We start from the raw sequence: 18,590 nt of genomic DNA, 5'->3' as shown, positions 1-18,590 counted from the left end.
GGTATTTCAATGATTCAACAGCAGACATTATTGAAAGTTGCAGATAATTCTGGAGCAAAAGAAATTATGTGTATAAGAGTAATGGGCGGTTCCAAAAGAAAATGGGGAAACATCGGAGATATAATAGTTGCCAGCGTTAAAAGTGCAACACCTGGCGGTGTTGTTAAAAAAGGCGATGTAGTAAAAGCCGTTATAGTTAGATCTGTAAAAGGACTTAGAAGATCTGATGGTTCGTATATAAGATTTGACGAAAATGCTGCAGTAATAATAAGTGATGAAAAGCAGCCAAAAGGAACACGTATTTTCGGACCGGTTGCAAGAGAGCTAAGGGATAAAGATTTCACAAGGATATTATCATTAGCACCTGAAGTTCTATAAGATAAGGAGGTGTCTAGAATGGCAAAGATACATGTAAGAAAGAAAGATACAGTTATGGTTATATCAGGCAAGGATAAAGGAAAGATCGGAGAAGTTCTATCAGTCAATCCTAAAGCTGGTAAAATCATTGTTAAAGATGTAAATGTAGTTTCAAAGCATCAAAAGCCTAACAAGGCTAATATGGAAGGTGGAATAATCCACAAAGAAGCTCCAATATACAGCTCGAAGGTAATGTTGTATTGTAATAAATGCAAGAAAGTTACTAGAATAAACAGTAAAATACTTGACGATGGGACAAAAGTAAGAGTATGTAAAAAGTGCGGAGAAACATTTTAATCTTTGAAAGGAGGGCAAAACATGAGTTCAAGATTACAAGAAAAATATAAAAATGAAGTAGTTCCTGCTTTAATGGAGAAGTTTAAGTATGCAAATATAATGCAGGCACCTGGATTGGAAAAAATAGTTATAAACATGGGTGTTGGTGAAGCCAAAGATAATCCTAAGGCTTTGGAATCAGCAGTAAGTGATTTAACTATAATTACAGGTCAAAAACCAGTTTTAACTAGAGCAAAGAAATCAGTTGCTAATTTTAAAATAAGGGAAAACATGCCTATAGGGTGTAAGGTAACTTTAAGAAGACAGTATATGTATGAATTTGCAGACAAACTAATTAACGTTGCACTTCCAAGAGTTAGGGATTTTTCAGGAATTTCAGATAAATCATTTGACGGTAGAGGAAATTACTCTTTAGGAATTAAGGAACAACTCATATTCCCAGAAATAGAATATGATAAGATAGATAAAGTAAGAGGTATGGATATAATATTTGTTACGACTGCTAATACCGACGAGGAAGCAAGGGAGTTGCTTAAAGATCTCGGTATGCCATTTACTCAAAGATAAGGAGGGAAAAGCATGGCACGTAAGGCTTTAATAGAAAAATACAAAAAACAGCCAAAATATCCGACTAGAGCGTATACAAGATGCAGAATATGTGGAAGACCTCATTCTGTTTTGAAGAAATATGGAATATGTCGTATTTGTTTTAGAGAACTTGCATATAAAGGAGAAATACCTGGATGCCGAAAAGCAAGTTGGTAATCATGGAATTGTAAATGAAAGGAGGCACACAATAAATGGTAATGACTGATCCTATAGCAGATTTGCTTACACGTATAAGAAATGCAAACATTGTTAAACACGAAATAGTAGAGGTACCTTCTTCAAACATTAAGAAGGCAATATTAAATATAATGCTTCAAGAAGGATATGTCAAAGATTTGGAAGAGTATGCGGACGGTTGCGTTAAAATGTTGAGATTTTCAATGAAATATGCTGAAAATAAACAAAGAGTTATAACAGGACTTAAGAGAATTTCAAAGCCTGGATTAAGAGTTTATTGCAGAAAAGAAGAAATACCAAAGGTTTTAAATGGTCTTGGAATTGCTATAATATCAACTTCAAGCGGAATTGTTACAGATAGAGAAGCAAGAAAATTAGGAGTAGGTGGAGAAGTACTTTGTTACATATGGTAGAGACCTACTAATACCACAGGAGGTGTAATAATGTCAAGGATAGGAAGACTTCCAGTAGCTATCCCAGGCGGCGTGACGGTTACGGTAACACCAGATAACGTTGTTACTGTAAAAGGACCTAAAGGTCAGCTTGTCAAGGCTATGAGAAAAGAAATGAGTATAACTGTTGAAAATGATTCAGTAGTAGTTAAAAGACATAACGATGAAAGTCAAATAAAAGCTCTACACGGATTAACAAGAGCTCTTATAAATAATATGGTAATTGGAGTAACAGAAGGATATGCAAAAACTCTTGAACTTGTCGGAGTTGGGTATAGAGCACAGGTTAAGGGTAAAAAATTGGTAATGAGTCTTGGATATTCACATCCAGTTGAAGTAGAACCTGCTGAAGGTATAACTTTTGAAACACCAAGTTCAACGCAAATTATAGTAAAAGGTATAGATAAGGCAGTTGTTGGAGACGTTGCAGCTGATATAAGAAGTTGGAGAAAACCAGAACCTTATAAAGGAAAAGGTATTAAGTATGACAACGAACATATAAGACGTAAGGAAGGTAAAACTGGAAAGAAATAGCAGAAAGGAGTGATTTCTATGTTTAAAAAGAATGACAGGAAAAAATTAAGAGCAAAGCGTCATCTTAGAGTTCGTAAGAGAATCTTTGGAACTGCTGAAAGGCCAAGACTTGCAGTATATAGAAGTGATAAAAACATATATGCACAGTTGATAGATGATGTAAAGGGAATAACTTTAGTTTCAGCATCCAGTCTTGATAAAGAATTCGAAGGAACAGGAAGTAATAAAGAGGCAGCTAAGATTGTTGGTACAAATATAGGAAAAAAAGCTGTAGAGAATGGGATTACAAATGTTGTATTTGATAGAGGCGGATATATATATCATGGAAGAGTACAGAATCTTGCAGAAGGTGCAAGGGAAGCTGGCTTGAAATTCTAAAGAAGGAGGAAAATTAATGAGAATAGATCCTAGCACTTTGAATCTTAAAGAAAAAGTTGTTTTTATAAATAGAGTTGCTAAGGTTGTTAAAGGCGGTAGAAATTTTAGATTTAGTGCATTGGTAGTGGTTGGAGATGAAGCCGGCCATGTAGGTGTTGGAAGTGGTAAATCGATAGAAATACCTGAAGCAATCAGAAAAGGAATAGAAGATGCAAAGAAAAATCTAATTGATGTTGCAATAGTAGGTACTACAGTACCTCATGATATTATAGGAGAGTTTGGTACTGGAAGAGTTCTTATAAAAACAGCATCAAAAGGAACCGGTGTTATAGCTGGTGGACCAGCTAGAGCAGTACTCGAACTTGCAGGAATAAAAGATGTAAGAGCAAAGTCACTTGGAACAAACAATCCAACAAATATGGTAAATGCCACTATTGACGGTTTATCGAGACTAAGAACAGCAGAACAAGTTGCTAATCTTAGAGGTAAAACTGTTGAAGAGATTTTAGGTTAGGAGGTAATACCTTTGGCTAAACTTAAAATAACTTTGGAAAAAAGTTTAATAGGAAGAAAAAAAGATCATATAGCTACGATTCAGGCACTTGGATTAAGAAAGATAAGAAGCGTAGTTGAAAAAGAAGATACTCCTCAGATAAGAGGTATGATAAAAAAAGTTAGTTATCTTTTAAAAGTTGAAGAAGCGTAATAGGAGGAGGTGCAAAAAATGAAACTTCATGAGCTTAAATCTGCATCAGGATCAAAAAAATCTCCAAAAAGAGTTGGTAGAGGTACTGGATCTGGATTAGGTAGAAATGCCGGAAAAGGTGAAAAAGGCCAGAAAGCTAGATCTGGAGGCGGAGTAAGATTAGGATTTGAAGGAGGACAGATGCCTCTCTTCAGAAGAATTCCTAAAAGAGGATTTACAAACATATTTTCAAAAGAATACTCACAAATTAATGTTGAGAAATTAAATGTTTTTGAAGATGGAACAGAAATAACTTCTCAGGTACTTTTAGAAAAAGGCATGATTAAGAAGTCTAAAAATGGATTGAAAGTACTTGGAAATGGAGAGTTAAACAAGAAACTTACAGTAAAGGCAGTTAAATTTACAAAAGCTGCAGCAGAAAAAATAGAAGCCGCTGGAGGAAAAGTTGAGGTGATATAGGGTGTTATCAACCTTACGTAATGCCTGGAAGGTTCCAGAATTAAGAAAGAGATTGTTATTTACTTTAGCTATGGTACTTATTTTTAGGCTTGGTAATTTTATTCCTGTTCCAGGGATTGATACTACAAAGTTATCCAGCTTAACTAGTGGAGGTTCACTTATTGGATTTTATGATTTGATATCAGGAGGAGCCTTTAGTAGATTTAGTATATTTGCTATGGGAGTTGTACCGTTTATCAATTCTTCCATCATAATGCAACTGCTTACAGTAGCTGTGCCCCGTCTTGAACAATTGTCAAAAGAAGGGGAAGAGGGAAGAAAAAAGATACAGGAGTATACAAGGTATGTGTCAGTTCCTTTGGGATTGGTACAGGGTTTTAGTATATATGCAATAATAGCAAGTGCTGGTGCACTTGTAAATCAATCAAGCAAATTCGATATTTTTATGATAATTCTCACTGTTACAACTGCTTCCACGTTTTTGATGTGGCTTGGAGATAAAATTACCCAGCATGGTATTGGTAATGGAATTTCCCTTATAATATTTATAAATATTATTTCAAGGTTTCCATCTACGATAACTGGAATTTTTAAGTTGCAGGAGACTCAAATAGTAAATTTTGTTGAAGTTATAGCTTTTGCAGTAGTTGCCATAGTACTCTTTGTAGCAGTTGTAATTACCAGTCTGTCTGAAAGACGAATTCCAATTCAATATGCTGGTAAGACTGCCGGCGGAAGAATGTATAAGGGACAGTCTACCAATATTCCTATTAATGTAAATGGATCAGCTGTAATTGGAATAATATTTGCTATATCAGTTATGCAGTTTCCAACGACTATAGGACAGTTTTTCCCTAACTCAGCATTTTATAAATTTGTGACTGCGGGTAAATTTAGTCCTTTCAAGGAAAGTAACTGGGAATATGCAGTATTGTATTTTGTGTTGACAATCTTTTTTACATGGTTCTATACTCAAGTAACCTTGAAACCGGATGAAATGGCAGAGAACATGAATAAGTCTTCTGGATTTATTCCGGGAATAAGGCCAGGCGAACCAACAGCTTTATATATAGAAAGAGTTCTGACTAAAGTTTCGATTTTAGGAGGAGCTTTTGCAGGGATAGTTGCAATAGCACCTATATTTTGTGAGGCTTATAGCAATTTCAAAGGAATATATTTTGGTGGAACTGGGCTTCTTATAATTGTAAATGTTGCAATTGAAACTATTAGACAAATAGAATCTCAATTGGTTGTGCGTCATTATCAAGGATTTTTAAAGTAAATATAATTTGGAGATGATGCAGTTGAAGATAATTTTATTGGGTCCTCCAGGGGCCGGTAAGGGAACTCAAGCTAAGTTTATAAGCGAAAAGTATAGTGTACCCCATATATCTACTGGAGATATTTTTAGAAAAAATATCGCTGAAAAAACTCCACTCGGGATTAAGGCCAAAAGCTATCTCGATGCTGGAAAACTGGTTCCGGATGAGTTGACTATAGATATAGTTAAAGACAGACTTGGCATGGAAGATTGTCAAAAAGGATTTTTACTGGATGGATTTCCAAGAACGGTAAACCAGGCTAAGGCTTTAGATGATTTTTTGAAAAGTGATTCTAAGTCCGTAGATGCAGCTTTATTGATAGATGTACCAAAAGAGTTCATTCTTGAAAGAATGACAGGAAGAAGAGTTTGTTCATCGTGTGGTGCAAGTTATCATATTAAGTTTAATCCTACTAAGGTCCATGGTAAGTGTGATGCTTGTGGTGGGGATGTAGTTCAGAGAAAAGATGATACTGAATCTACAGTTAAAGACAGACTTGATGTTTATGCTGAACAAACACAACCGTTAATAGGTTATTACAAAAATGAGAATAAGCTTTTAGCAGTTGATGGAACTGGTGATATAGATGAAGTTTTTGAGAGAGTAAAAAAATCCTTGAATAGTTGTGCATAAATGATAACATAAAGAAGGAAAGAAAAATTGAACTTAAGAGCCATGAGATTTGGAATAACTAAACATTAATTGGACAGAATTTCATATGAATATATGAAATCAAAGAGTACGGTTTTACTATCCGCAAGAATACTTCTGTTAATTTAGAAGTTGCTTATGTCATGTATGCAGAACTTGAAAAAGGGGATGCAATGGGCATTTACTGTGGTGCCATGCTAGATGGATGTATTTGAATTTCTTTGTTGTATGAGATTATACAGGTTTTGGAGAATAGCTCACCATGTTCATGGAGATCCCCCAGTATGTAATTTTAATGAATAAGTTAAAAAGGACCTTAAATTATTGCAATGAATGTGTTTAGCTGTTGGATCTTTATATGGAAGCTCGTTGGCTTATTATGAGAATACAATTGCTTAGTGTAAGATGGTCCGGAAATAGTAACCTTAATAGAATAATAAGAGGTGATTTTATTGGCCATTTGTGATTGTATAGGAAAAGTAGTTTTATCTAAAGCTGGAAGAGACAAAGGAAGATTTTTTATAATAGTAGGAATTTCAGATGAAAATCATGTGTATATAAGTGATGGTGGACTGAGGCCGCTTGAAAGACCGAAGAAAAAAAAGTTTAGGCATCTAGTTTTTCTAAGTCATGGATATTGTGACATGGAAAATTTATTGGGCACCCACCAGAAAACTGCTAATTCAATTATAAAGAGTTTTTTACAGTCTTACGACAAGAGTAAGGAGGTTTGATTACCTTATGTCAAAAGATGATGTTATAGAAATGCAGGGTACGGTTGTAGAGGCTTTACCTAATGCAATGTTTGAAGTAGAATTGGAAAGCGGACAAAAAATACTGGCACATATATCAGGTAAACTAAGAATGAATTTTATAAGAATCTTGCCAGGTGATAAAGTAACAGTTGAACTTTCTCCGTATGATTTAACACGCGGAAGAATAACCTGGAGAGCAAAGTAATTAAGGAGGATTAACTATATGAAAGTAAGACCATCAGTTAAGCCCATTTGTGAGAAGTGCAAAGTAATAAAAAGAAAAGGAAAAGTAATGGTTATATGTGAAAATCCTAAGCACAAACAGAAACAGGGCTGATTAAAGAGTAAGTACTAAGCTAGATAATATTTTAAGGTGCGGCTGTGGCAGGATAAGTATTCTGCTTACCTTAAGATTTTTTATAAACTAAAATTAAAATCCTTAATAAACAGATAATTGGGAGGTGTAAATTAATGGCAAGAATATCAGGAATTGATCTACCAAAAGAAAAAAGAGTAGAAATAGGTCTGACATATATATTTGGAATAGGTTTATCTACTTCCAGAAAAATTCTCAAAGAAACTGGTGTAAACCCAGATATAAGAGTAAAAGATTTGACAGAAAAAGAAGTTAATCTTCTCAGAGATTATATAAAGAATTTAAAAGTTGAGGGTGACTTAAGAAGAGAAACTGCCCTTAATATTAAGAGATTGATAGAGATAGGATCATATAGAGGAGTAAGACATAGAAGAGGACTTCCAGTTAGAGGACAGAAGACTAAGACAAATGCAAGAACTAGAAAAGGTCCTAAAAAGATGGTAGGAGCTAAGAAGAAAAAATTAGTATAAGGAGGTAAGTAGATGGCAGCAGTATCCAAAGTTAAAAAATCAAGAAGAAAAAAAGAGAGAAAAAATATAGAACATGGTTGTGCACATATAAAGTCAACTTTTAATAATTCTATTGTTACTATAACTGACGCTGTTGGAAATACATTGTCTTGGGCTAGTGCTGGTGGATTAGGCTTTAGAGGTTCAAGAAAAAGTACTCCCTTTGCTGCACAAATGGCAGCTGAGACTTCAGCCAAAGCAGCTATGGAACATGGCCTTAAGAGCATAGAGGTATATGTAAAGGGACCAGGAGCAGGAAGAGAAGCGGCAATAAGGTCACTTCAGGCTGCAGGACTTGAAGTTACTCTCATAAAAGATGTAACTCCAATACCACATAATGGATGCAGACCACCAAAGAGAAGAAGAGTCTAGTAATAGGAGGTGTAATTTTAATGGCAAGATATACTGAATCAGTGTGCAGATTATGCAGACGAGAAGGCTTAAAACTATTTCTTAAGGGAGATAGATGTTATACAGATAAATGTGCAGTATCCAGAAGAGGATATGCGCCGGGACAGCATGGACAAGGAAGAAAGAAGATATCAAACTACGGTTCACAATTAAGAGAAAAACAAAAGGCAAAAAGAATATATGGAGTCTTAGAAGGACAGTTTAGAAGATACTACAGGGAAGCTGACAGGAAAAAGGGCATAACAGGTGAAAATTTGTTAAGGCTTCTTGAAATGAGACTTGATAATGTGGCATATAAGTTAGGATATGGACAGTCAAGATCAGAGGCTAGACAATTAGTTACACATGGTCATTTCTTGGTTAACGGCAAGAAAGTTGATATTCCTTCTTATGAAGTATCTGTAAATGATGTTGTTTCTATTTGTGAAAAGAGCAGATCATCTGAAAAATTTAAGGTTTTTGCAGAAAATCCTAAAACTTTACCTGCTTGGTTAGAGGGAAATGTAGAAAATTTTGAAGGAAAAGTTGTAAGGGAACCTTCAAGAGAAGATATAGACATTCCAGTTAATGAAACATTAATTGTAGAGTTATATAGTAAGTAGTTAATATAGAGATCAGTTGCCCTCGAAATAAATTATAATATAAATAGAAGGAGGGTTATATCATGTTGGAAATAGAAAAGCCAAAAATAGAATGCGCAGAGCTAAGTGAAGATGGCAAATACGGAAAATTTGTAGTAGAACCATTAGAAAGAGGTTACGGTATTACTCTTGGAAATGCACTTAGAAGAATACTTCTTTCATCTTTACCAGGAGTTGCTGCTAATCATGTGAAGATTGAAGGAGTCCTTCATGAATTTTCAACAGTCCGTGGAGTTAAAGAAGATGTTGCTGAGTTAATTTTAAACATAAAGTTATTAGCACTCAAAATGAATGATGATGAACCGAGAACTATATATATAGATGCCGAGGGACCAGGAGAAGTAAAGGCTGGAGATATAAAAACTGACGGTGATGTTGAAATAATAAATCCTGATTTACATATAGCTACTTTGGATGATGATGCAAAATTATATATGGAGATCATGGTTAGTACAGGAAGAGGATATGTATCTCAGGCTAAAAACAAAACCGAAGATATGCCTATAGGTACAATTCCTGTGGATTCTATATATACACCGGTAAAAAGAGTTAATTTTAATGTAGAGAATACTAGAGTTGGCCAAATTACTGATTATGATAAATTATCCCTTGAAGTGTGGACAAATGGAACGATAATGCCGGATGAAGCTGTAAGCTTGTCAGCAAAGATATTAATAGAACATTTTAAGTTATTTATGACACTTACTGACCATGCCAATAATGTGGAAATAATGGTTGAAAAAGAGGAAGACAAGAAGGAAAAAGTACTTGAGATGACTATCGAAGAACTTGACCTTTCTGTAAGAAGTTATAATTGCTTAAAGAGAGCTGGCATAAATACCGTCCAGGAATTAACTGAAAGAACTATGGATGATATGATGAAAGTCAGAAATTTAGGTAAAAAATCTTTAGAAGAAGTTGAACAAAAACTCGATGCTTTGGGATTATCTTTAAAGCAAAATGAGGAATAGAAAAAATATATTGCAGATAGGGAGGGATATAGATGGCTTCACATCGTAAATTAGGTCGTCCAACCGATCAGAGAAAAGCAATGCTTAGAAATCTTGTTACTAGTTTTTTGAAACATGAAAAGATCCAGACTACATCTACTAGGGCTCAGGAAACTAGAAATCTAGCAGAAAAAATGATTACACTTGCTAAAAGAGGAGATCTTCACGCAAGAAGGCAGGTGCTTTCCTTTGTAACAGAAAAGGAAGTTGTAAAAAAATTGTTTGACAATATAGCTCCTAAGTACAATGAGAGAAACGGCGGATATACAAGAATGTATAAAATGGGTCCACGAAGAGGAGACGGAGCTGAGTTAGTTATATTAGAATTGGTATAAAAGCTCGGGGGATTAAGTTAGCTTAATCCCCATTTTAATATATTCTTTAATTCATGTATTAAACGTGATATATTTAATATTAGTATAAATTATGATGCTTCTATGTATTGGAAGTGAGGTGCCTGAATGGAAAAAAGTATGATTGATTGTAAAAATTTAAGTTTTAGATATGATGCTGAGAGTGAAAGTAAATCAAAATTAGTCGTAGATCATGTTACGTTTAGTATAAAAAGAGGAGAGTTTGTTGCAATTTTAGGAAGAAATGGCTCTGGAAAATCCACACTGGCTAAACACATGAATGCGTTGCTTGTACCAACTGAAGGAAAGATGTATGTTGGTGATTTGGATACTTCAAACGAAGAAAATACATGGGATATAAGAAATAAAGCAGGAATGGTATTTCAGAATCCAGATAACCAAATTGTTGCCACTATTGTGGAGGAAGATGTTGCTTTCGGTCCAGAAAATCTGGGAGTTCCTCCGGAGGAAATACGTACTAGGGTGGACGAGTGTCTAAAAAGAGTAAATATGTATCAGTATAGAAGAAATGCACCTCATTTACTTTCAGGGGGTCAGAAACAGAGAGTTGCAATAGCAGGGGTCTTGGCTATGATGCCTGACTGTATGATATTTGATGAATCTACTGCAATGCTTGACCCGTCGGGCAGGCAGGAAGTAATGAATACAATAAAAGAGATAAATAGCAAATATGGAATTACTGTGATACTTATTACACATTATATGGATGAAGCTGCACAGGCGGATAGAATAATTGTTATAGATGAAGGAAAAGTTTCTTTGCAGGGTACTCCTAGAGACGTATTCAGTAAAGTTGAAAAAATAAAAAGTTTGGGACTTGATGTACCTCAGATGACTGAATTGGCATACAAACTTGGTAAAAGTGGAATTAACATAAAACCAAATATATTGACTATAGATGAGATGGTGAAAGAATTATGTCGATTGAAATAAAAAATTTGACCCATGTATATATGAAGGGATCTCCTTTTGAAAAAAAGGCTATAGACAATGTTAATGTTAAAATAGAAGAAGGGGAATTTGTAGCTCTTATAGGACATACCGGTTCTGGTAAGTCTACACTCATTCAGCATATAAATGGTCTTTTAAAGCCAGACTGTGGTAGTATAACGATAGATGGAACTGATATAACAGACAAAAATACGAATCTTAACTTTATAAGAAAAAAAGTTGGATTGGTATTTCAATATCCGGAATATCAATTGTTTGAAGAAACTATTGAAAAGGACATCTCTTTTGGACCTAAAAATTTGGGATTAAGCGATGATGACATACATAAAAGAGTAGAGAGAGCCATGACCATGGTTGGACTTGATTATGATAAATATAAAGATAAATCTCCATTTGAAGTGAGTGGCGGGCAGAAGAGAAGAGTCGCAATAGCAGGTGTAGTTGCGATGGAACCTAAAATTCTAATATTGGATGAACCTACTGCAGGTCTTGATCCGGAAGGAAGAGATGAAATTCTCGGCAAGATAAAGGATTTGCACAATGAGTATAATATGACAATAATATTTGTATCTCATAGTATGGAAGATGTGGCGAAACTTGCGAATAGAATACTTGTAATGCATAAAGGAAAATGTATATTAGACGGTCCTCCAAGTCGTGTATTTTCGGAAGTAGATACATTGGAAAGTGTTGGATTGGCTGTTCCGAAAGTAACTTATCTTGTAAGAAAACTTAAAGCAAAAGGGTTCAATATTTCTGAGAACTTGTTTACTGTAGACCAGGCAAAAGATGAAATACTTAAAATATTAAGTAAGTGATAGGGGAGTTAGTTATGATTAAAGATATTACTATTGGACAGTACATACCTGGAAACTCTTTTATTCACAAATTAGATCCAAGAGTTAAAATATTGATATCCATAATCTATATTGTAGATTTATTTATAGTAAATAACTTTAGAGGGTATATTTTTATAGTGATTTTCACATTTTTATGCATAGCAGTATCTAAAGTGAAATTTTCATATATATACAAGGGATTGAAGCCAATTTTAATTCTTGCTCTTATAACAGCCGTTTTAAATGTGTTTATGACTACGGGGGTAAATCCGCCTCTTTTTAAATGGAAATTTATAACGGTATACAGGGAAGGTATAGTACTGGCTGTATTTATGGTTCTAAGGCTTGTATTTTTGATTATAGGAACGTCACTTTTAACTCTTACAACATCACCTATAGAGCTTACGGACGGGATTGAAAAATTGCTTAATCCTATGAGAAAGATTGGATTACCGGCTCATGAATTAGCTATGATGATGACTATAGCACTTAGATTTATACCAACACTTATGGATGAGACTGACAAGATAATGAAAGCGCAAATGGCAAGAGGAGCAGATTTTGAGTCTGGAAATTTAGTAAATAGAGCAAAAAGCCTTATACCAATTCTGGTACCACTTTTTATAAGTTCATTCAGACGTGCAGATGAACTTGCTATGGCTATGGAAGCAAGGTGTTACAGAGGCGGAGAAGGGCGAACCAGAATGAAACAGCTTAAGATCACAAATAAAGATTTTATTGCTTCGTTATCTATGGGATGTTTGGTTGCCATATCAATATTCAGTAGAGTATGGTGGAATTAATGATAAATATAAGACTTATTGTTGAATATGATGGGACCAATTACTCGGGATGGCAGAGACAGAAAAATGCAATGACAATACAGGAAAAGCTGGAAACTTCCATTAAAAAAGCAACTGGAAGTTTTTCCGAGGTTATAGGATGCAGCAGAACTGATGCGGGAGTTCATGCAAGGGGTTTTGTTTGTAATTTTATGACTGACAGCGGTATACCGCCGGATAATTTTAAAATGGTTTTAAATGGAATATTACCCTGTGATATAGTTGTTCTCGATTCGACGCAGGTTTCGGAAAGTTTCCATGCGAGATATAACAGTATAGGAAAAAGATATACTTATACTATTGTCACAGGTAAAAACAAACCGGCCATAAACAGAAATTACATGTATTACTTTTCTAGAAAGCTGGATTTTAATAACATGAAAAGGTCATGTGGGTTTTTTCTTGGAACTCATGATTTTTCGGCATTTAAATCCAGCGGAAGTTCAGTAAAGACTTCAGTAAGGACAGTAAAGGAATTTACTGTAACACAGAAGGGAAAGTTTCTTGTATTTGATGTTGTAGGAGACGGATTCCTATATAATATGGTAAGAATAATGGTGGGTACTGTACTAGAAGTAGGTGTTGGGCGCTTTAAACCTGAAGATGTAAAAGTGATACTTGACTTAAAAGACAGGTCAAAAGCTGGGAAACCAGTGCCGCCAATGGGATTGTGTCTTGAGAAAGTGTTTTATTGAATATAAATATGTATACATTCATCGTTGACACACCAGGGTGATTGTATTATAATAATAATGTTTGTATCTAAGCATGAAAGATCCACTAGCCCCGGGTCTTTATATAGATAACTACGATTATAGTAAAAGATCAAGGAGGATAAACCGGATGAAATCATATATCGCTAAGCCACAAGATATTGAAAGAAAATGGTATGTTGTTGATGCAGCTGGAAAACCGTTAGGTAGGGTGGCAAGTCAGATTGCTTCAATATTGAGAGGAAAGAACAAGCCTATATTTACACCACATGTAGATACTGGAGATTTTGTTATAGTAATAAATGCAGAAAAAGTATTATTGACTGGTAAGAAATTAGATCAGAAATTATTGAGACATCATTCACTTTATGCAGGTGGATTGAAAGAAATAACTTACAGGGAAGCAATGGAAAAGAAGCCTGAATTCGTATTTTCAGAGGCAGTTAGAAGAATGCTTCCAACTGGAGTACTTGGAAGACAAATGTTCAAGAAATTGAAAGTATATAAAGGTTCAGAGCACAACCATGAGGCTCAGAAGCCAGAAGTATTAGAATTAAAATATTAGTTTGTAAGCTGAAGGGAGGATAAAAATGGCTAAGGTTCAGTATTTAGGAACAGGAAGAAGAAAGAAATCAGTAGCAAGAGTTAGACTTGTACCTGGAGAAGGTAAAGTAATAATAAATAAAAGAAATATTGAAGACTATTTTGGTCTTGAAACATTGAGAGTTATAGTAAATCAGCCTTTGGAATTAACATCAACAAAAGGAAAGTTTGATGTACTTGTAAATGTCTATGGTGGTGGATTTACTGGTCAGGCAGGTGCTATAAGACACGGAATATCAAGAGCACTTTTAAAAGCTGATGAAAATTTAAGACTTGAACTTAAAAAAGCAGGATTTTTAACAAGAGATCCAAGAATGAAGGAAAGAAAGAAATACGGTCTTAAAAAAGCAAGAAGAGCTCCACAGTTCTCAAAGAGATAGTAAGTGGGTTTTTCAGGAACATAATGAGTTTTATAAGATGTTTTTCAGATGGATGTATCTATTTGAAAAACATCTTTTTTTATAAAGTTTTTTTGATTTCTGCATATTTTTATATCCTTGTGATAAAAATAATGATTAGATTTCATGAAAGGATAGATGTTTATCATGGAGAATAAAATTAGCAGGAATATACTTGTTTTTCTTATTATGTTTTTATTTATCATACAGGCATTTTGCTATACAGTGGATGCAGAGAGTACTTTCTATCATACAAATCCAAAGGGAGAATTTTCGATACTCATAGATCCAGGCCATGGTGGGATTGATGGTGGAGCTGAAACAAAGGATGGTATTGTGGAGAAGGATATAAATTTAAAGATAAGTATTAAACTAAGGGATATATTGAAAAAACACGGCTATAAAGTATTTATGACAAGAAATGGTGATTTTGGTTTATATACTGATGGTGGAAGAATAAGAAAGAAAAAAATCGAGGATCTTGCCAATAGAAGCAAGATGAAAAAAGATACCAGCTGCAGCATGTTTGTAAGTATACATTTAAATATGTTTCCAGAATCCAAGTATCGGGGAGCACAGGTATGGTATTCAAAAAATGAAAAGAGTAAGCAGCTTGCAGGGATAATGCAGAAAAACCTTATAAATGATTTAGATAAAAGTAATACGAGATGTGAAAAGCCTGCTTTGAATTTATACAAGATACTGAGGGATAATGACACGATGCCATCTGTAATAGTGGAATGTGGTTTTCTATCCAATTATGATGAAAGACAAAAATTAATATCTGACGATTATCAAAATAAAATAGCCAGTTCACTTTTAAAGTCTGTTGATGAATATTATGGAAGTATTAATAACTAAACATTATTGCATATTTATAATTAGTTGTGATACTATTAGTTTGCAGTGTAAGTAATTGGATAGACTTTGAGGTGATTAAAATACAGATTAAATTAGATAAGGTAAGTAATGTTCCGCTTTATCTACAGGTAAAGAAGCAAATAATGTATCTTATAAGAAACGATATTTTAAAAGTAGGAAACAGGATGCCCACTGAAAGGGAATTGTCTGAGAATTTAAAGGTAAGTAGAAACACAATAAGTTCTGCCTATAATGAATTGGAACAGGAGGGCGTTTTGAGATCTTATCAGGGGAAAGGTACTTTTGTTGCAGAAGATACTAATCCCTGGAAGGTTCAAACTTCCAAGGAGAAGATAATAAAGTTTATAGATTTTGCTTTTGAAGAAGCCGTGGAAATGGGTGTAACGCCTAATGAATTCATTGAAATTGTGACTAAAAGAGTAAAAGAGAAAAGAAAATTAATGAAGAAAATTACAGCTGCGTATGTTGAATGTAATATAGAACAATCAAGAATGTTCAGTAAACAGTTAACTGATAGTACTAATATAAATGTAGTACCACTTACCTTGAATGACTTAAAGAGTGGTAAAGGGGAGGTACAAGATGTACTGAACAACTGTCAGGTGATTATATCTACATTTAATCACGTAAATGAAGTGGTAAGTCTCACAAGTGAACTTAAGAAAGAGGTTTTAGGACTTGCAATAAGTGTGGATCTTGAAACAATAGTTAAAATTGCAAGATATCCAGATAAAACAAGATTTGCTTTTGTATGTATTTCAAATGAATTTATGTTCAAGGCAAAGGGTGCACTTGAAAAAGCGGGACTTGGAAATATAGATATTAAATATACAAATACAGTTGATGATGGACAGCTTAAAAAGGTTGTGGATGCTTCTGATGTTATAATAGTATCTCCAGGAAGGTATGAAGATGTGAGGAATGTAATGTCCAAGAACAAACAGGTACTCAAATTTGTGTATAATCTTGATGATGATTCGGTAAAAGCTTTGAAATCAAGAATAGTTGAATTGAAGTATCAAAATTAAATTTTGATAAATATTGTTTGGGGGGGAAAACTGGACATATGAAAGAAATTAGCACTGAACAAATAATAAAAGAAGTAAAAAGGCTTTGTATTGAGGCAAATTATTATCTTTCAGAAGATGTTGTTGATAAGATAGAAAGTGCTAGAAATTGTGAACAATGGCCTAATGCAAAAAATATACTTGACAAAATTTTAGATAATATTCATATAGCTGCAGACAATGATATGCCAATATGTCAGGATACTGGCATGGCCTGTGTGTTTGTAACAATTGGACAAGAAGTCCACATTGTTGGCGGCGGATTGGAAGATGCTATTAATGAAGGTGTGAGGCAGGGGTATATTGAAGGATACCTTAGAAAGTCCATAGTATCTGATCCATTGAAAAGAATTAATACAAGTGATAATACTCCGGCTATAATAACCTACAAAATGGTTAAAGGGGACAAACTAAGCATAGTAGTTGCACCGAAGGGAATTGGATCCGAAAACATGAGTCAGATAAAGATGCTTAAGCCTTCCGACGGTGTTGAAGGGGTTAAAAAATTTGTGCTTGATGTAGTAAAAAGCGCCGGTCCGAACCCGTGTCCTCCAATTGTTGTTGGAGTAGGAATAGGCGGCAGTTTTGATAAGGCGGCAGCTTTAGCAAAACAGGCACTTATAAGGCCACTTGACAGAAAAAATGAAGATGAATTTTATGCAAAAATGGAAGATGAGCTTCTATTTAAAGTAAATCAGCTTGGAATAGGACCTCAGGGTCTGGGAGGAAAGACTACGGCACTTTCTGTGAATATAGAAACATATCCTACTCATATAGCCGGACTTCCAGTAGCTGTAAATTTAAACTGTCATGTTACAAGACACAAAGAAGTTGAATTTTAGTAATATATATGAAAGGAGATGAAAACTGCTTATATTGCAGTGTAAATATGGATAAGATAATAGAGACACCTCTTACAATAGATAAAGTGAAAATGCTCCAGGCAGGTGACAGTGTATTTATTTCCGGAACAGTGTATACTGCAAGAGATGCTGCGCACAAAAAACTCATAGATCTTTTGGATAAAGGTGAAAAACTTCCCTTTGATATAAAAGATCAGATAATATACTATGTAGGTCCAACCCCTGCAAAGCCAGGAAAACCAATAGGTTCTGCCGGACCAACTACAAGTTACAGGATGGATTCTTTTACTCCAAAACTGCTTGATCAGGGACTTAAAGGAATGATCGGTAAAGGGCTCAGATCAAAAGAAGTTGTAGAATCAATTAAAAAAAATTGTGGGGTATATTTTGCAGCTATAGGGGGAGCGGCTGCACTTATGGCTGAATCCATAAAGGAATCAGAAGTTATCGCATATGAAGAACTTGGCTCGGAAGCTATAAGGAAACTTACAGTGGAGAAGCTTCCTGCAATTGTAATAATCGACTATGAAGGAAACAATTTATATGAATTGGGACAGGAAGAATATTTAAAGAGTTTAAATAAACATAGGAGATGAAGTATGAGATCAAGAAGGTCTTTTATTAAAATTTCACTGAGATCCAAAATAATAATTTTTTGCGTTTTGAGTGTTATTGTTGTGATTATAGCTGTAAATGTTGCAGTTACGAATAGAAGAAGCAATCAGGCTAAAACAAACAATGTTGCTGTTTCAGAAAATAATAAGCTTGTTAAGCGGTCAAAAAATCAACAAAAATCAACAAAGGACAATAAATTGGAAATTGAATATAAAAAAGCAGAGGGGCTCTTTAGACAAAAGCAATATTCAAATTCTATAAAACAAGCTGATGAAATAATAAGAAATAATCCTAAGTTTTATAAGGCTTACAATATAAAGGGAATAGCCTTGTGCTACAGTGGAGATTATGAAAACGGCATGAAAAATATAGATTATGCACTTGAAATCAGTCCTGAATATGGATATGCAAGATTCAATAAAGCATTGGCATATGAGCTTTATGGAAAATATGATGAAGCACTTGCATGGTATGACAAAGATCTTGAAATTGAAAAATATGTATGGAGCTATTATGGAAAGGCAAGTATATATGGAAGGCGTGGCGATGTTGAAAATACGGTCAAATATTTAAAAGAAGCACTTCACATGTCTCCAGAGATAAAGAGTATTGCGAAAGAAGAAAAGGATTTTGATCCTGTAAAAAATTCCAGTGAATTTAAAAAACTGATAGAATAAAAGAGAGGGGAACAAACATGATTTTTATATGAATCATAGTTGTTCCTATTTTGACTAGAAGA

31 protein-coding genes are annotated in these 18,590 nt (G+C 34.4%); all 31 read left to right on the top strand.

The annotated features are described in order from the left end of the window. The first annotated feature begins 9 nt into the window (after positions 1 to 9). The 31 genes from rplN (at position 10) to AC4CVH_RS10110 (ending at position 18,528) form a co-directional block, all read left to right on the top strand. Positions 10 to 378, top strand: a complete 369-nt coding sequence (gene rplN, locus AC4CVH_RS10260) for a 50S ribosomal protein L14 (RefSeq protein WP_490787667.1) — start codon at positions 10 to 12, stop codon at positions 376 to 378. Positions 379 to 396: 18 nt separating this feature from the next. Beyond that, positions 397 to 714: a 50S ribosomal protein L24 gene (gene rplX, locus AC4CVH_RS10255; RefSeq protein ID WP_490787666.1), complete on the top strand. Its 318-nt coding sequence runs from the start codon at positions 397 to 399 to the stop codon at positions 712 to 714. A 21-nt stretch (positions 715 to 735) separates the two neighbouring features. Next, a complete protein-coding gene (rplE, locus tag AC4CVH_RS10250; RefSeq protein WP_490787665.1) occupies positions 736 to 1,281 on the top strand; it encodes a 50S ribosomal protein L5 in 546 nt (181 codons plus the stop codon). 12 nt (positions 1,282 to 1,293) lie between these two features. Further along, complete coding sequence (locus AC4CVH_RS10245) at positions 1,294 to 1,479, top strand: type Z 30S ribosomal protein S14 (protein ID WP_182089386.1); 186 nt, start codon at positions 1,294 to 1,296, stop codon at positions 1,477 to 1,479. Between the two features lie 35 nt (positions 1,480 to 1,514). Next, complete coding sequence (gene rpsH / locus AC4CVH_RS10240; protein WP_490787664.1) at positions 1,515 to 1,913, top strand: 30S ribosomal protein S8; 399 nt, start codon at positions 1,515 to 1,517, stop codon at positions 1,911 to 1,913. Between the two features lie 30 nt (positions 1,914 to 1,943). Next, entirely contained in the window at positions 1,944 to 2,486 is a 543-nt protein-coding gene (gene rplF, locus AC4CVH_RS10235; RefSeq protein WP_490787663.1) for a 50S ribosomal protein L6, read from the top strand. 18 nt (positions 2,487 to 2,504) lie between these two features. After that, positions 2,505 to 2,864, top strand: a complete 360-nt coding sequence (rplR, locus tag AC4CVH_RS10230; RefSeq protein ID WP_490787662.1) for a 50S ribosomal protein L18 — start codon at positions 2,505 to 2,507, stop codon at positions 2,862 to 2,864. A 16-nt stretch (positions 2,865 to 2,880) separates the two neighbouring features. Beyond that, positions 2,881 to 3,378, top strand: coding sequence for a 30S ribosomal protein S5 (gene rpsE / locus AC4CVH_RS10225; RefSeq protein ID WP_490787661.1), 498 nt, complete (start codon positions 2,881 to 2,883; stop codon positions 3,376 to 3,378). Between the two features lie 12 nt (positions 3,379 to 3,390). After that, complete coding sequence (gene rpmD, locus AC4CVH_RS10220; protein WP_490787660.1) at positions 3,391 to 3,570, top strand: 50S ribosomal protein L30; 180 nt, start codon at positions 3,391 to 3,393, stop codon at positions 3,568 to 3,570. Between the two features lie 18 nt (positions 3,571 to 3,588). Further along, positions 3,589 to 4,029, top strand: a complete 441-nt coding sequence (gene rplO, locus AC4CVH_RS10215) for a 50S ribosomal protein L15 (RefSeq protein ID WP_490787659.1) — start codon at positions 3,589 to 3,591, stop codon at positions 4,027 to 4,029. 1 nt (position 4,030) lies between these two features. Continuing rightward, positions 4,031 to 5,311, top strand: a complete 1,281-nt coding sequence (gene secY / locus AC4CVH_RS10210; RefSeq protein WP_490787658.1) for a preprotein translocase subunit SecY — start codon at positions 4,031 to 4,033, stop codon at positions 5,309 to 5,311. A 22-nt stretch (positions 5,312 to 5,333) separates the two neighbouring features. Next, a complete protein-coding gene (locus AC4CVH_RS10205) occupies positions 5,334 to 5,984 on the top strand; it encodes an adenylate kinase (RefSeq protein ID WP_490787657.1) in 651 nt (216 codons plus the stop codon). 470 nt (positions 5,985 to 6,454) lie between these two features. After that, positions 6,455 to 6,736 carry an RNA-binding protein gene (locus tag AC4CVH_RS10200; protein WP_490787656.1) on the top strand — a complete coding sequence of 94 codons (282 nt, stop codon included), beginning with the start codon at positions 6,455 to 6,457 and terminating at the stop codon, positions 6,734 to 6,736. 7 nt (positions 6,737 to 6,743) lie between these two features. After that, a complete protein-coding gene (gene infA / locus AC4CVH_RS10195) occupies positions 6,744 to 6,962 on the top strand; it encodes a translation initiation factor IF-1 (RefSeq protein WP_490787655.1) in 219 nt (72 codons plus the stop codon). A gap of 18 nt (positions 6,963 to 6,980) precedes the next feature. Then, the gene (gene rpmJ, locus AC4CVH_RS10190; RefSeq protein WP_002509257.1) at positions 6,981 to 7,094 is read left to right on the top strand and encodes a 50S ribosomal protein L36; all 114 of its coding nucleotides are present in this window, start codon (positions 6,981 to 6,983) and stop codon (positions 7,092 to 7,094) included. 134 nt (positions 7,095 to 7,228) lie between these two features. Then, complete coding sequence (gene rpsM / locus AC4CVH_RS10185; RefSeq protein ID WP_490787654.1) at positions 7,229 to 7,603, top strand: 30S ribosomal protein S13; 375 nt, start codon at positions 7,229 to 7,231, stop codon at positions 7,601 to 7,603. A gap of 12 nt (positions 7,604 to 7,615) precedes the next feature. Continuing rightward, on the top strand, positions 7,616 to 8,014 hold the full coding sequence (gene rpsK / locus AC4CVH_RS10180) for a 30S ribosomal protein S11 (protein WP_490787653.1): 399 nt from the start codon (positions 7,616 to 7,618) through the stop codon (positions 8,012 to 8,014). Positions 8,015 to 8,034: 20 nt separating this feature from the next. Continuing rightward, entirely contained in the window at positions 8,035 to 8,655 is a 621-nt protein-coding gene (gene rpsD / locus AC4CVH_RS10175; RefSeq protein WP_490787652.1) for a 30S ribosomal protein S4, read from the top strand. A 62-nt stretch (positions 8,656 to 8,717) separates the two neighbouring features. Further along, positions 8,718 to 9,665 (top strand): DNA-directed RNA polymerase subunit alpha, encoded by a 948-nt coding sequence (locus tag AC4CVH_RS10170; RefSeq protein WP_490787651.1) that lies wholly within the window; start codon positions 8,718 to 8,720, stop codon positions 9,663 to 9,665. A 32-nt stretch (positions 9,666 to 9,697) separates the two neighbouring features. Next, a complete protein-coding gene (gene rplQ / locus AC4CVH_RS10165; RefSeq protein WP_490787650.1) occupies positions 9,698 to 10,039 on the top strand; it encodes a 50S ribosomal protein L17 in 342 nt (113 codons plus the stop codon). A 126-nt stretch (positions 10,040 to 10,165) separates the two neighbouring features. Continuing rightward, positions 10,166 to 11,011, top strand: a complete 846-nt coding sequence (locus tag AC4CVH_RS10160) for an energy-coupling factor transporter ATPase (RefSeq protein WP_490787649.1) — start codon at positions 10,166 to 10,168, stop codon at positions 11,009 to 11,011. Beyond that, positions 10,996 to 11,847, top strand: a complete 852-nt coding sequence (locus AC4CVH_RS10155) for an energy-coupling factor transporter ATPase (RefSeq protein WP_490787648.1) — start codon at positions 10,996 to 10,998, stop codon at positions 11,845 to 11,847. The genes AC4CVH_RS10160 and AC4CVH_RS10155 overlap by 16 nt, the downstream gene beginning before the upstream one ends. A gap of 14 nt (positions 11,848 to 11,861) precedes the next feature. Beyond that, complete coding sequence (locus AC4CVH_RS10150) at positions 11,862 to 12,671, top strand: energy-coupling factor transporter transmembrane component T family protein (RefSeq protein WP_490787647.1); 810 nt, start codon at positions 11,862 to 11,864, stop codon at positions 12,669 to 12,671. Beyond that, the gene (gene truA / locus AC4CVH_RS10145) at positions 12,671 to 13,405 is read left to right on the top strand and encodes a tRNA pseudouridine(38-40) synthase TruA (protein WP_490787646.1); all 735 of its coding nucleotides are present in this window, start codon (positions 12,671 to 12,673) and stop codon (positions 13,403 to 13,405) included. The genes AC4CVH_RS10150 and truA overlap by 1 nt, the downstream gene beginning before the upstream one ends. A 148-nt stretch (positions 13,406 to 13,553) precedes the next feature. Continuing rightward, positions 13,554 to 13,988 carry a 50S ribosomal protein L13 gene (rplM, locus tag AC4CVH_RS10140; RefSeq protein WP_490787645.1) on the top strand — a complete coding sequence of 145 codons (435 nt, stop codon included), beginning with the start codon at positions 13,554 to 13,556 and terminating at the stop codon, positions 13,986 to 13,988. Between the two features lie 25 nt (positions 13,989 to 14,013). Continuing rightward, positions 14,014 to 14,406, top strand: coding sequence for a 30S ribosomal protein S9 (gene rpsI / locus AC4CVH_RS10135; RefSeq protein ID WP_490787644.1), 393 nt, complete (start codon positions 14,014 to 14,016; stop codon positions 14,404 to 14,406). A 165-nt stretch (positions 14,407 to 14,571) separates the two neighbouring features. Next, positions 14,572 to 15,285: an N-acetylmuramoyl-L-alanine amidase CwlD gene (cwlD, locus tag AC4CVH_RS10130; RefSeq protein ID WP_490787643.1), complete on the top strand. Its 714-nt coding sequence runs from the start codon at positions 14,572 to 14,574 to the stop codon at positions 15,283 to 15,285. Positions 15,286 to 15,356: 71 nt separating this feature from the next. Further along, the gene (locus tag AC4CVH_RS10125; protein ID WP_490787642.1) at positions 15,357 to 16,334 is read left to right on the top strand and encodes a GntR family transcriptional regulator; all 978 of its coding nucleotides are present in this window, start codon (positions 15,357 to 15,359) and stop codon (positions 16,332 to 16,334) included. A gap of 38 nt (positions 16,335 to 16,372) precedes the next feature. Beyond that, positions 16,373 to 17,215, top strand: a complete 843-nt coding sequence (locus AC4CVH_RS10120; protein WP_490787641.1) for a fumarate hydratase — start codon at positions 16,373 to 16,375, stop codon at positions 17,213 to 17,215. Positions 17,216 to 17,262: 47 nt separating this feature from the next. Continuing rightward, positions 17,263 to 17,832 (top strand): Fe-S-containing hydro-lyase, encoded by a 570-nt coding sequence (locus tag AC4CVH_RS10115; protein WP_490787640.1) that lies wholly within the window; start codon positions 17,263 to 17,265, stop codon positions 17,830 to 17,832. A 3-nt stretch (positions 17,833 to 17,835) separates the two neighbouring features. After that, complete coding sequence (locus AC4CVH_RS10110; protein ID WP_490787639.1) at positions 17,836 to 18,528, top strand: tetratricopeptide repeat protein; 693 nt, start codon at positions 17,836 to 17,838, stop codon at positions 18,526 to 18,528. The last annotated feature ends 62 nt before the right edge of the window (positions 18,529 to 18,590 follow it).

The sequence above is a fragment of the Clostridium pabulibutyricum genome (assembly GCF_058242705.1).
Note: the sequence above shows the minus strand (reverse complement) of the source record. Positions and strands in the feature narration are given on the sequence as shown.